Origin of the sequence: Pseudoruminococcus sp., assembly GCF_047012705.1 — a bacterium.
Classification (GTDB): domain Bacteria; phylum Bacillota; class Clostridia; order Oscillospirales; family Acutalibacteraceae; genus Pseudoruminococcus.
In genome coordinates this window covers 1-13,160 of record NZ_JBKXNW010000015.1, presented here as the reverse complement: position 1 = coordinate 13,160, position 13,160 = coordinate 1, and the positions used below count along the sequence as shown (strand labels likewise).

Annotated in this window: 8 protein-coding genes, 2 tRNA genes and 1 rRNA gene; 4 read left to right on the top strand and 7 right to left on the bottom strand. The window is 36.8% G+C overall.

What is annotated here, in order from left to right; genetic code table 11:
* Nucleotides 1–14 precede the first annotated feature (14 nt).
* The 4 genes from ACLU24_RS12630 (at nucleotide 15) to pyrF (ending at nucleotide 5,176) form a co-directional block, all read left to right on the top strand.
* Nucleotides 15–158, top strand: coding sequence for an LPXTG cell wall anchor domain-containing protein (locus ACLU24_RS12630; RefSeq protein WP_412613034.1), 144 nt, complete (start codon nucleotides 15–17; stop codon nucleotides 156–158).
* Nucleotides 159–357: 199 nt separating this feature from the next.
* A complete protein-coding gene (locus tag ACLU24_RS12625; RefSeq protein WP_412613006.1) occupies nucleotides 358–2,901 on the top strand; it encodes a hypothetical protein in 2,544 nt (847 codons plus the stop codon).
* 57 nt (nucleotides 2,902–2,958) lie between these two features.
* Entirely contained in the window at nucleotides 2,959–4,230 is a 1,272-nt protein-coding gene (locus tag ACLU24_RS12620; protein WP_412613005.1) for a dihydroorotase, read from the top strand.
* Nucleotides 4,231–4,252: 22 nt separating this feature from the next.
* On the top strand, nucleotides 4,253–5,176 hold the full coding sequence (gene pyrF / locus ACLU24_RS12615) for an orotidine-5'-phosphate decarboxylase (RefSeq protein WP_412613004.1): 924 nt from the start codon (nucleotides 4,253–4,255) through the stop codon (nucleotides 5,174–5,176).
* A 572-nt stretch (nucleotides 5,177–5,748) separates the two neighbouring features.
* Here the strand turns inward: pyrF and cysK are convergent.
* The 7 genes from cysK to ACLU24_RS12580 all read right to left on the bottom strand — a co-directional run bounded on the left by cysK (nucleotide 5,749) and on the right by ACLU24_RS12580 (nucleotide 13,028).
* A complete protein-coding gene (cysK, locus tag ACLU24_RS12610) occupies nucleotides 5,749–6,675 on the bottom strand; it encodes a cysteine synthase A (protein ID WP_412613003.1) in 927 nt (308 codons plus the stop codon).
* A gap of 503 nt (nucleotides 6,676–7,178) precedes the next feature.
* On the bottom strand, nucleotides 7,179–11,081 hold the full coding sequence (locus ACLU24_RS12605; RefSeq protein ID WP_412613002.1) for a diguanylate cyclase domain-containing protein: 3,903 nt from the start codon (nucleotides 11,079–11,081) through the stop codon (nucleotides 7,179–7,181).
* A gap of 12 nt (nucleotides 11,082–11,093) precedes the next feature.
* Nucleotides 11,094–11,453, bottom strand: coding sequence for a hypothetical protein (locus ACLU24_RS12600; protein WP_412613001.1), 360 nt, complete (start codon nucleotides 11,451–11,453; stop codon nucleotides 11,094–11,096).
* A gap of 173 nt (nucleotides 11,454–11,626) precedes the next feature.
* A complete protein-coding gene (locus ACLU24_RS12595; RefSeq protein ID WP_412613000.1) occupies nucleotides 11,627–12,328 on the bottom strand; it encodes a starch-binding protein in 702 nt (233 codons plus the stop codon).
* 350 nt (nucleotides 12,329–12,678) lie between these two features.
* A tRNA-Asn gene (locus tag ACLU24_RS12590) sits at nucleotides 12,679–12,754 on the bottom strand.
* Between the two features lie 35 nt (nucleotides 12,755–12,789).
* Nucleotides 12,790–12,906, bottom strand: a 5S ribosomal RNA gene (gene rrf, locus ACLU24_RS12585).
* Between the two features lie 47 nt (nucleotides 12,907–12,953).
* A tRNA-Glu gene (locus ACLU24_RS12580) sits at nucleotides 12,954–13,028 on the bottom strand.
* Nucleotides 13,029–13,160 lie beyond the last annotated feature (132 nt).

Below are 13,160 nucleotides of genomic sequence, written 5' to 3'. Positions count from 1 at the left end.
CATCTACCCCGAGCATTCCTAATAATTCTTCCAATCAAAATGGAAAAGTTCCGCAAACTGGTGCAGATAATATGATTATATGGTTTGTTCTCGGATTAATCTCAAGCGCTTCTATTATTACAGTAACTTTGCAGAGAAAAAAGAATTCCTCTAAGTAATTTGATATAACTTTCCCAAACCTAAGGGCAGTGATGAGCTTATTCATCGCTGCCCTTAACTATTACCCTAAAACAAAATAAACAGATTTATCCGCTACTTGTGTTTTTCGACAATATAAAGTATAATAATAATATAATTGGCTAATTATATAGAAAATCGACAGCCATACTTTATACTATAAAAGTGGAGGTAATTATTATGAAGCGTTTTACGGCTATTTTAGCAGCACTTTTGGCGGCCTCGTGCGTATTTTCTTCTGCCGTAATGGCTATTCCTGGTGAAACCGACCCGCAAACAGGCTATAATCAGTATGTACAAGAGCATATCAAATATGACGCGATGGGCTATGCTTATATTGATGATGAAAACGGCACAAGAATATATTATGACCTTAATTCTTACGGATATTTTGTTCCTATAAATAATCCATATGACGAACCAAGCCAAGAACCAAGTTCTGAGCCAAGTGTTGAAGAATCAAGTCAGGAACCAAGCTCTGAACCAAGCGTTGAGGAACCAAGTAAAGAGCCAAGCTCTGAACCAAGCGTTGAGGAATCGAGTAAAGAGCCAAGCTCTGAATCAAGCGTTGAGGAATCGAGCAAAGAGCCAAGCTCTGAATCAAGCGTTGAGGAATCGAGCAAGGAAACAAGCAAACAAGAAAGCTCGAAAGAAACCTCTAAAAGAGGAGATAAAAGCGAAATTCCACTAATCAACTATAAAATTGACGCACTTAAAATGAATATTGCTTTGCCAAATGACGTTTATGCTATTTTGAGAAGTGGAGAACAGAACGAAAAAGTTCTTGAAATTTTTAAGATGACGGCAGAAGAAGCTGTTGCCTCTCTTAAAAAATCTAATATGTACCTCAAAGCATCTCCGGAAGACTTTGCTTATGATATAACAGTAACTATGACGCAAGATGAGGATAGTAAAACAATAAATAATTTCACAGAGCTTTCTGACAAAGATTTAATTGAAATTACAAATTCTCTTACAAAGCAAAAAGAATATGCCTCTTGCACACAGAAAAAATATGGTGATGTTCTTTACCTAAGCTTGAACTATCATTCAACAGAAGACGGCGATGATATTGCCGGTATTCAGAATTACACTGTTGTAAATGGACAGAAAATTACAATTACACTTCAAACTCGTGCAAAGGACCTAAGCAATCAACAAAAGGAAATTCTTGAAGCTGTTATGAAGAGCGTTTCATTTACAGATATTAAGCCACCTGTTAAGGCAGAAACAAATGAAGATGAAATCAAAAATATGATGATTCTCATTTATACTACCGCAGGTGTATGTATAATTCTTTTCATTGTTTTAATTTCAGTACTTATAAGCCGCTCTCGTAAGAAAAAGAAACTCTTAGCTGAAATTGAAAATAACAATGAAACAAAATCAAAACCTGAAGAACAAAAGGCCGAAACAAAAAATAAATCTGAAGATAAACCAAAGAAAAAAGATGAAAAAAAGCAAAAATCTAAAAAACAAGATAAGAAAAAGGATTCTAAGAAATCTGATAAACCTAAAAAAGAAGTAACATCTACAAAATCTAAGATCGAAGAAAAAGCAGAGCCAAAAACAAATGACAAAAAGACTGAGGAAAAAATAGAAGAAAAAACTATTCCAGAAGAAAAATCTGTTTCAGCAGAAAGTGATTACAAGTCTGAAGATTTTTCATTATTTGACACACAGCCAACAATAGAAAAAATCGAGATTTATAATTCACAGAATGAACAGTCTAAGGTTAATCCAAACCTTCCGAAAGCGCCTAAATATAATCCTCCGGGAACATTAGATTATATAACAACAGGTGTTTCTAAAACTCCTGAACAGGCCGGCATTCAGATTACAACTGAAACCTTTACAGTTCCAAATAATAAAAATAATATTCAACCGATTGAGGAAGAAAATACTGAAACTGCTACAGTTGTTGAGGATAAGAAGTCTGATACTGTTGAACCTACTCCAGCTGTTGAGGATAAGAAGTCTGATACCATTGAGCCTGCTCCGGTTATTGAGGATAATAAGCCTGATACTGTTGAGCCTGCTCCGGTTATCGAGGATAATAAGCCTGAATTTGCTGAGCATGAGGCTCACGAAACTAAGGATAAAGCCTTAAAGAGTTTTCTTGGAAAAATAAAAAAGGCTGTTATTCCTGAAATTGATGAAGATGCTTTCGAGCATGAAATCACAGCAAACGCAAGCACTGAATCTATCAACAATATTCCAAAGCCAGTTATTGCACCTACAAAACCTATAGAAAAGTCACAAACTACTCCACCTGTGGAACCTACTAAAAAAGTTCCGTCTGCTCCTAAAACAGAGCCTAAAACAGAAAGCGATATATCTTCAAGATATGAAAAACTTTTCGGTAAAAACAGTTCGTCATCTGAAGATACTGAAAGCTTTGATAAAACAGAATCTCGCTTTGAAAAGCTATTCGGCGTTAAAAACTCAACAAAAAATGATGAAAATTCCAATGATACACATACTAATGCCAATAGCAATGATTCAAAAGAGGAGAGCATTGTCTTTGAAAAACCTATTCAGAATGATGAAGAAAATATCCACAACAGACCACCTCAAATCACAATTCCTTCTCTAAAAACTGATAAGGAAACAGAATCCCGCTTTGAAAAACTTTTCGGAAAAAATGACCCTGAAAGCCTTTCACATTCACAAACTAAGGCACAGCAAACCACAGATGAAATTAATAATTCCGAGAAGAAATAAATTTCAAGTCCTTATTTCAGCTTGGCTGATAAAATTTCAAGAAAGGTTTGATTTACAATGGATAAACTGCTCATTAAAAATGTGCATATCATTGACCCTTCACAATCTCTCGACTGCATAAGTGATATTATGGTTGAGGACGGTATTATATCAAAGATTGGCGAAAATCTCACTGCCGACTGCAAAATTATTGACGGTTCAGGTTTTTATGCCGCACCAGGTCTTGTAGATATGCATGTACATCTCCGTGACCCAGGCTTTACTGATAAAGAAGATATTATTACTGGTTGTAAAAGTGCAGCGGCTGGCGGCGTAACAAGTTTACTTGCTATGCCTAACACAAAACCTGCTGTTGATACTCCAGAAACAGTAAAATATATTCTTGATAAGGCCAAAAATGCCGACGCAAGAGTTTATGTTGTAGGAGCGATTACTAAGGGCTTAAAAAGTGAGGAAATGACCGATATTCCTGCACTTAAAGAGGCTGGAATTATTGCCCTTTCCGATGACGGCAGACCTGTTGTAAATACAAAATTTATGGCAGAAGCTATGCAGCTTGCTGATGAACTTGGCCTTACAGTTACTGCACACTGTGAAGATTTATTCCTTGCAGACGGCGGAAAAATTAACGAGGGCAAGGTTTCCAAGCTGCTTGGTATAAAAGGCATACCTGCCGCCGCTGAGGATACCGGTACAGCAAGAGAGATTGCAATAGCTGCTGCATATGGAATTGCTATTCATATATGTCACGTCAGCACAGCTACTTCTGTTGCACTTGTTCGTGATGCAAAGGCTCGTGGTGTTCGTGTTACCGCAGAAACCTGCCCACACTACTTCACCTTTACCGAAAATGAACTTCTCAAGCGTGATGCGGATTTCAGAATGAATCCTCCACTTAGAACAGAAACTGACAAACAAGCTATCATAGACGGACTTCTTGACGGTACTCTTGATGCAATTTCAACAGACCATGCACCACATACGCCGGAAGAAAAAGCTGACTTTGAGAAATCACCTAACGGAAGTATCGGTATGGAAACTTCTTTCTCGGTTTCATATACCGCTCTCGTAAGCACCGGTATTATGTCACTTGAAAAACTTATAAAGCTTATGTCAACAACTCCAGCAGAAATTCTCGGAATAAATGCCGGCTCGCTCGCAGTCGGCTCGCCTGCTGACATTATGCTCTTTGATGCTGATGAGGAATGGACAGTTGATGAAAATAAGCTGCACGGAAAATCAAAAAACACACCATTTAAGGGTAAAACTCTTAAATCTCGTGTTAAATATACGATTTGCGGCGGCAGAATAGTATACACCGCAGAATAAAATTAAACGGAGGCTGATTACAATGTCATTTGACAGACTTATCGCTAAAATTATTGAAACTAAAAATCCAACAGTAGCAGGGCTTGACCCAAAGCTCGATTATATTCCTGCATATATTAAAGAGGAATCCTACAAAAAATATGGCAAGAACCTTGAGGGTGCGGCAGACGCTCTCCTTACATTTAACAAAGCTCTTATTGACTCACTATGCGACATAGTTCCTGCTGTAAAGCCACAGGCAGCTTACTACGAAATGTACGGTTTCTATGGTGTTAAGGCTCTATATGAAACTATTGCATACGCAAAAGAAAAGGGTATGTTCGTAATTACAGACGGCAAAAGAAACGATATAGGCACAACTATGGAAGCTTATGCAACCGCTCACCTCGGTAAAACAGATGTTGAAGGTGTTAAGTTTGAGGCTTTTGGTGCAGACGCACTCACCGTTAATGGTTATCTCGGAACAGACGGCATTAAGCCATTGCTCAAGATTTGTGAAGAATCTGACAAAGGAATTTTCGTACTTGTTAAGACATCTAATCCATCATCGGGCGAGCTTCAGGATAGAGAACTTGCAGACGGCAAGTCAGTATATGCAACAATGGGTGAAATGTGTGAAGACTGGGGCTCAGAGCTTGTTGGTAAATATGGTTACTCAGCAGTAGGTTCAGTTGTCGGTGCAACATATCCTGCACAGCTCGGCGAATTGAGAAAGTCTATGCCTCATACATTCTTCCTCGTACCTGGCTATGGCGCTCAAGGTGGCGGTGCAAAAGATGTTGCTCCTGCATTTGATTCAAACGGCATTGGTGCTATCATCAATTCTTCTCGTGGAATTATGTGTGCATATAAAAAAGAAGGCTGTGACGAAAAAGATTTCGCAGCAGCTGCAAGAAGAGAAGCTATCCGTATGAGAGATGATATCAATTCCGCTATTTCCGGTTGATAATCTAACATAGGTTCTAAAACTAAAAGTTTTGCTCAAGCTTTTGAAAAAGCTTGCAGGGTCGAGGGACGGAGTCCCTTGTAGGTTTTAAGGGCAAAGCCCTTAACATTTCTTTGTTTCCAAAGCGGTGGACTAAGTCCACCGCTTTTATTTTCTATTATCAGCAATATTAGTTAAATATGGAACCCTCCTGCGATTTGTGGAGCATAAAGTATTTCGCTGTCTGCGAACGGCGACAAGGGCGTTGCCCTTGTCCTATGAGCCTTTTTAAAGGCTCAAGCGAAACTTTTAAGCGTCTTAGGGAAGTTTATCAGCTAATCGGTAGAGCCGAACTCTAAACAAATTCGGCTACGGTAGTTACTTCAACCGCGTCAATAACCTTTATGAATCAGTACCGAAAGCGAGACTTGTCGAGCGATTCCGCGTCTTGGGTGCGGCGGCTCGCCGCCTTGAGCGAAACTTTTATTTGTCTTAGGGAAGTTTATTAACTAAAATAAAAATCTAATCCACATAAAAAGGACACAACTCATCATCTGAGCTGTGTCCTTTAATTCAATACTGATATTATTAACTTAGAAAAGAGTTGTTGAGAGATATCTCTCGCCTGTATCCGGAAGAAGCACTACAATATTCTTGCCCTTATTCTCAGGGCGCTTTGCAAGAACTGTTGCAGCGTGAATTGCAGCACCTGATGAAATACCTACAAGAAGTCCATCACTCTTGGCTACGGCTCTCGCACCCTCAAAGGCATCGTCATTAGAAACCTTTATAATTTCATCAACTATATCAAGGTTCATTACGCTAGGAACAAAGCCTGCTCCGATACCCTGAATCTTATGTGGGCCTGCCTTTCCGCCTGAAAGAACCGGTGATGATTCAGGCTCAACAGCAACAATCTTAACATTAGGATTCTTAGCTTTAAGAGCTTCGCCGTTACCTGTTACAGTACCACCTGTGCCAACACCTGCAACAAAAATATCAACCTTGCCGTCAGTATCTCTCCAGATTTCTTCAGCAGTAGTTTTTTTGTGAATTTCCGGATTAGCCTCATTCTCAAACTGCTGTGGAATTATAGCATTTCCATATTCCTCAACAAGTGCATTAGCCTTTGCAATAGCACCCTTCATACCCTCTGCACCAGGCGTCAATACAACTTCTGCACCAAGTGCGGAAACAATCTTTCTACGCTCAATACTCATGGTTTCAGGCATTGTAAGGATAAGTCTTAAACCCTTTGAAGCTGCAACAAATGCAAGTCCGATACCTGTATTACCGCTTGTAGGCTCAATAATAACAGTGTCCTTATTAATTTTGCCATCAGCTATACCCTTTTCAATCATAGCATAAGCAACTCTATCCTTAACGCTTCCGAGAGGGTTAAAATACTCAAGCTTTGCAATAATCTTAGCGTCAAGATTATTATTAGCCTCATAGTTTGTGATTTCGAGTAAAGGTGTATTTCCAATAAGATCTGTAAGTTTAGTAGCGATTTTTGACATAATATCTATCTCCTCTATAATAATATATTTTTATTTAATTCAGATTATGATTAGGGATTATATACGGCAACATCGAAAGTCGATATAAAGCATCTTGTTCATTCTCCTGTATTCCTATCTTTTTAGTATGTTTTCGCTGTGATTACATTATATGCCGATTAAGTCTATTTGTCAATAGTTTTTAGTTATATTTTTAAAACTTTCTAAAAAAGCGGAAACCCCATATTTATAAAGGATTTCCGCTTTTATCATTTAATATGAGTTTGATAATAGCTTTTAGTTCATAATTACTTTGAAAAAAATTGAACGAAACTTATCGCAGGTAGTCATCTGATACAATTTCGTGTCTTAAAAGCAAAGGCACTCCAGTAGGGAACCCTCCTGCGCTTTGTGAAGTATAAAGGCACTCTATGCGGAGAGCCACCAAAGGCAGAGCCTTTGAAAACTGCGAGCCTTTAAAAAGGCTCGAGCGAAACTTTTAATTGTCTTAGAGAATTTTTCAGTTATTCTTTCTCATCATTACAAAGCTCTTGATTATAGAATAACCAGCTATTCTTTCCCTTATGCTTTATGGAGAAAAGTGCTATCTTAGAATTACTATAAAGTTCATCAAAATTAACTCCATCATGAGGATAAATCGAAATTCCGACACTTCCTGAAACTGAAATAAGATTATCTCCCGATTCAAAATCCTGTCTTAGAATATTACAAATACTTTCGGCTCTTTTAGGAAGAATATCGTTATTTTCAAGATTCTTGATAAATATAACAAATTGGTCTCTACCCACTCTGCCAATAAGGTCATATTCTCTGAAAAGTTTTTTAAGTCTTTCTGTTATATCCTTAAGAACTGTATCAGCAAAAATCTGTCCCATTTGGTCATAAACATTTTTGAAGTTATCTATATCAACAATCATAAATGCGTGTATGCCTCTTTCGCCATCAATAGTCTGCAAAAATTCATTTATTTCATATTTAAGATTATCTTTATTGAGTAGCTGAGTAAGAAAATCGTACTTTAGCATATTTTTAATATTTTGATGTTCACGCCTTTCATCGTCAATATCAGCTTCAAAACCAATGACAGAATCAGGCATACCCTGTTCATTAAGAATAGATGTGAATCTTAGCTTGCTCCAACGATAATTATCACCTATTGATTTTTTTATAATTCTTACAAAGCACTCCGCATCATGATAACCGGCTTTTACAGCAAGAAGCTTCTCAACATATTTACGCTTATCCTCCGGATGAATAAATTCGCAGTTTTTAATATAATCTATTAAATTTTCTGTTGGCGGTTCTACTCCATAAATTTCCTTGAATGAATCTGAAAACCACACCATATCATTATTAAGTTGCCAGCGAAACAAAACAAATTTCATATCTTTGAAAATTTCACTATACATATTATTTGTAAATGCAAGCTCATATTTTTGATGACAGAGCATAGGAGCTTTTGGCATAGTTTTAGTCAGCTTCATTTCCATTCGAAAAGCCTCTGTATTCAATAGCTTAGAGCTATAATATATAAATCTGTTTCCGCTAAATTTTCGTAAAGTTTCTATCTCAGTAGAAGTAAGATTGTGTGGAAGTATAATAGAAACACCACTTGATATAAAATAGTCAAAAATAAATTTAAGCAATTTATTCGGGTAATGACCGTCAACAATACTATTGATAAAGCCTAAAGAAAAAGTTACTGAATCAAAAAGCTTTTCGGTGAAACACTTAATATTTATATATTCAAGACCAAAGCCGAAAAGACCAAGTTTAAAGCCAAACGAATGAATTGCAGATGAAAAATTGACAAGCTCTCTATAGCTCATAGTATTCAGCATATCCTGAGTTATATTTATTGTAATGCATGTGCAATCGAATGGATATTCTGAAACAAGATTGGTAATCATCTTCAAGACAATAGGTGCGTCTATACCTTTGAACATAGTATAGATTGAAATTTCCGGTAGAATATCACATTCCTTTTGAAGTTCATAAAGCCCCATCATAAGTCTTTTAAGACTATTTAATCCAAGAGCCGTTATATTATCCGAAACTGTTACCATCTCGCAAAGTTCGGCAAATGTATATGGAATATCTGTGCTTGGAAGTTCCATATAATCGTAAAAAACTATTGACTCTGTTTCAGAATCTATCGCAGGACAAAATACTCTCTTAAAATCATAAATATTGACACGCTCTTCATTAGAAACAAGTGCAAATGATGGATTTTCCTCAAAAGATTTACGCATCTCTTTATTATAGAAAAGATACATATCCTTGCCACGCAGCTTGGACATTTCTGTTGCGAAATCTGCATTATTCATAAGTTCAGTAAAACTTGTTCCATCAGCAGGATATTGTGCAACGCCTATGCTTACTGAAACATTTTGCTTTGTAAGCAAATAATCGAATGACATATGCATTGAATTATATAGCTCTTCAACCGAGTTTAAAACTTCCTTTATATCAAAACAATCACGCAAAAAAACTACAAAACTATCTGAACCAATTCTTGAAACCAATGAATTGGTCTTAAAATGTTCCTTTAGCTTTTCGGCAATTTTACAGAGAACCTCATCTCCAAATGTAGTATTTGTAGCAAAATTAAGAGCCTTAAAGTCATCTATATCAATGCTTATCAATACATGCATACCATCCTTGCCGGAATGCATAAGATAATCATCAACAGCTTTTCGCAGATAATTTACATTCCAAAGTCCTGTAAGATTATCATGTTGGTCATTATAACGGTCATCTCCGTTTTCTGCATTTTTCTCGCTGATTTTAGACGCACAGCAATATAACTTTCTCAGTTTGCCGTCCTCACAAAAAGGAATCACTATACAGCGATACCAACGATATGAATTTTTATCTTGTATAAATCTTCCGTCAAATTCAAGCTTTTCTTTACCTCTTTCAACAGCTCTTTGCACATTACTAAGGCGGAATGTTTTATTAAAGGCAACTACATCATCCGGGTGACATGAAGATGACATCATCGTTACAGCTTCGGTATAGTTTTTAGGATAATAATTATACATTTTATCCCAATCGCCCTTACGGACATAAAAGTTATCGTGCTTTAAATCACATTCGAACACAAGGTCATTAATTCTATAAAAAATCTGGCAATCTCTTTCATGCGTTTCTCTTGCTACCTGTTTTTGACGCTCTAAAGCTCCAATAAGCTCTTCTCTGCCCATATTGGCATAAATGCTCATAGCTGTATCACTAAAATTTTTTTTAAGCATTTTATCTGCCGCATTTAGCGAACCTTCTGTCTGCCGCTCTTTGTCTATATGAGCCTTATCAGCATATATCTTTGCAAGTTCTTCAAATTGCGGAAGCACAAGATTAAAACACTCCATAAGTTTTTCTGAGAATGCACCACAAGCACCAGATTTAATCATCTCTGCTGCCTGTTTATGCGGTATTCCTGCCTTATATGGTCTATCGCTGGTCAAAGCATCATAGCAATCCGCAACAGAAACAACTTGTGCACAAATTGGAATATCATCACCTCTCAAGCCGTCAGGATAACCCATTCCGTCCCATTTCTCATGGTGATAACGGCAAATCTCATAACAATATTGAAAATATTCGTTTTTTTCCTGCAAATCAAGAAGATTTAAGATTTCACAACCCTTTGTTGTATGTTCTTTCATTATGCGAAATTCGTCATATGTAAGCCGTCTTGGTGCAAGAAGTATAGAATCCGGAATAGCGATTTTACCTATATCGTGTATTGACGAAGCAGAAACTATCAGGTTGATTTTGCTTTCTGTAAGATTATATTCAGGACATTTTTCGGCAACAACACGCAAAAGGATTTCTGTGAATTTGCGTATTCTATGAACATGCTTTCCACTTTCGACATCACGATACTCAATAACAGTACTAAGGGTATCAAGCATAGTATTATTCATATTGTTAATAGTATCCTGCTGTCGCTGTATTCTATCATTTTGCTGCATGAGATAAGTTGCCTGTTTTTTCAGAAGTTGTTCAAGCTTATTTTTTTGTTCATAAAGTTCAACCAAATTATCAATTCGCCTTAATACAGCATGAGGGTCAAATGGTTTTTCAATAATATCACAGGCACCATATTCGTGTTCATTGAGTATGGCTTCATCATTAAATTCTGCACTCATAAGTACAGTAGGAATAACATTAGTTATTCCAAAATCTTTTAGTTTTCTAAGTGCCTCTATACCGTCTTTATTTGGCATAATAATATCAAGCAAAATAACAGCAATCTTATCCATATTTTGCTCAGCAAGAGCAACTGCATCGTAAGCATTATCAGCCTCTAAAATTTTATACTTATCTTTCAAGAGTTCTGAAAGAATAGCTCTATTCATCTCTATATCATCAACAATCAAAATAGTATCACGAATTGCCATTATCTCACTACCTTATATATCGGAACTTTTTATAAAATTTATTATATTGGAATAATCTTGCTTTAATTTTTCAATTGCAATTATTGCATCACTCACACTGTTACTTTTAACTTTTCTAAGTAAATCACGAGAATCGTTATACAAATCATTAAAGCCAAGATTTCCGACAATAGCTATAAAGGTTATAAGCATATTTTGTGATTGCCATAATTTATCAGCCTTAAATGAATTTATAAAATTTTTATAGGTTCTATCGTCTGGAAATGAGTGAAAATATTTTAAATAAAGTCCATCATTTTCTGCAAATCTCGCAAGCGCAGTATCAATATCAATGCCATTTTTTCTAAAAGTATTCCTATTTTCCTCGGTCACAAAAAGACCTCCTATTTCATTCTAAAATATATTATACATAAAAAAACATATTTTGTATAGTCTTTTTTGTGATTTTTATTAAAAAATTACCATTTTTAGAAATAAAAAATCGCCCTTGCCCGAAAACAAGAGCGATTTTTTAATTAATTGTTAAGTACTCTATCAACTAAGAATTAGTTCTTAGAAGAAGCCTTCTTTGTCATAACAACAGCTGTGCCAAGGGAAGCAGCAACTACAGCAAGGAGAACCCATGCAGCAGATGAATCGCCTGTAGCAACTGTCTTGTCGTCTGAAGATTCAGCCTTAGAAGACTCTTCAGCCTTTGAAGACTCTTCAGCCTTTGAAGATTCTTCTTCAGCCTTTGAAGACTCTTCAGCCTTTGAAGACTCTTCTGTCTTATAGTCAGTAGCTGTTACGAGAACATTTGTGTTACCGTTGCCATCTTCTGCACCTTCACCAGTAGCCTTGTAAAGCTTACCCCACTCGATAGCTGGGTTCTTAACTGTCTTAGTAGCATCTGACTTAGCAATTGTCTCGCCACCGTCGATGTTCTGTGTCTGAACGCCGTTATCACCGTTGTTGAAGATGATACCTGTTGGAAGGTTATCAGCTGTCCATGTGTAAGAGTAGATATTACCCTCAACATGAGTAGCTGCAGCACCTGGCCAATCACCGTTTACATTGCCTGCGTCATTCCAAGCATGAACTGTAACTGTGCTACCCCATGAATCAAGCTCCATCTTTGCAAGAGTATCATCATCTGGAATCTCGAAGTAAATTGTGTAGTCGTCTGCTGCAGATGTGCTACCTGCACCAACAACAAACATAGAAGCTACAAGAGCTGCTGCGAAAATGACACTAAGAATCTTTTTCATTTTGGATTTCCTCCTAATTAAATAAAAATAAATTTTTAAATCTCCTTTTAGAGATTCATTATGCTTATTATACTATGTAATATTCAAAAAATCAAGAGAAAAATCAAAAAAAGACTAATGCATTAAAATAAAAACTACCAAATTATTAAAAATAAATTGTTTATAATGTATAAAAAATCAGTTTTTTCTAATAAGGAATTCAGAGTAGTATTATATATTTAAAATAAAAATACAGATATATATTTCACTTTTTTGTTATAGAGTTCTTATAAAATATCCCTATTCTTTATCATATTTTATTGCATTTCCAGCAAAAGAAAAAGCAGTAAGTTTTCATCTTACTGCTTTAGTGGCTCCCCCAACTGGGCTCGAACCAGTGACATCATGATTAACAGTCATGCGCTCTACCGACTGAGCTATGGAGGAATAACAGCAAAACACCCTATTGGGTGTCTCGCTTGTGTCGGCGTCTTCCTATTTTCCCAGATCGTCACCAATCAAGTATCTTCGGCACTACTGAGCTTAACTTCCGTGTTCGGCATGGGAACGGGTGGACCCTCAGCGTCATCAACACCAACTCTGTATGGTTCTTTATCGCCATACATACTCTTTATTCTCTTTTTCTTGGTGACTCGTGCGGGAATCGAACCCGCGTTACCGGCGTGAGAGGCCGGTGTCTTAACCGCTTGACCAACGAGCCGTTTTCTCGGCGATTGGTAAGGGTTCGTCACCGCTCGAGAGTGTTTACCCTTTCGGGCTTTGGTGCACCATCAGGGATTCGAACCCGGGACACCCTGATTAAGAGTCAGGTGCTCTACCAACTGAGCTAATG

What these genes read in the sequence shown, in the direction of transcription:
- ACLU24_RS12605 (WP_412613002.1), bottom strand. Translation starts at nt 11,081, where the DNA reads ATGGCAATTCGTGATACTATTTTGATTGTTGATGATATAGAGATGAAT.
- pyrF (WP_412613004.1), top strand. Translation starts at nt 4,253, where the DNA reads ATGTCATTTGACAGACTTATCGCTAAAATTATTGAAACTAAAAATCCA.
- ACLU24_RS12625 (WP_412613006.1), top strand. Translation starts at nt 358, where the DNA reads ATGAAGCGTTTTACGGCTATTTTAGCAGCACTTTTGGCGGCCTCGTGC.
- ACLU24_RS12595 (WP_412613000.1), bottom strand. Translation starts at nt 12,328, where the DNA reads ATGAAAAAGATTCTTAGTGTCATTTTCGCAGCAGCTCTTGTAGCTTCT.
- ACLU24_RS12620 (WP_412613005.1), top strand. Translation starts at nt 2,959, where the DNA reads ATGGATAAACTGCTCATTAAAAATGTGCATATCATTGACCCTTCACAA.
- cysK (WP_412613003.1), bottom strand. Translation starts at nt 6,675, where the DNA reads ATGTCAAAAATCGCTACTAAACTTACAGATCTTATTGGAAATACACCT.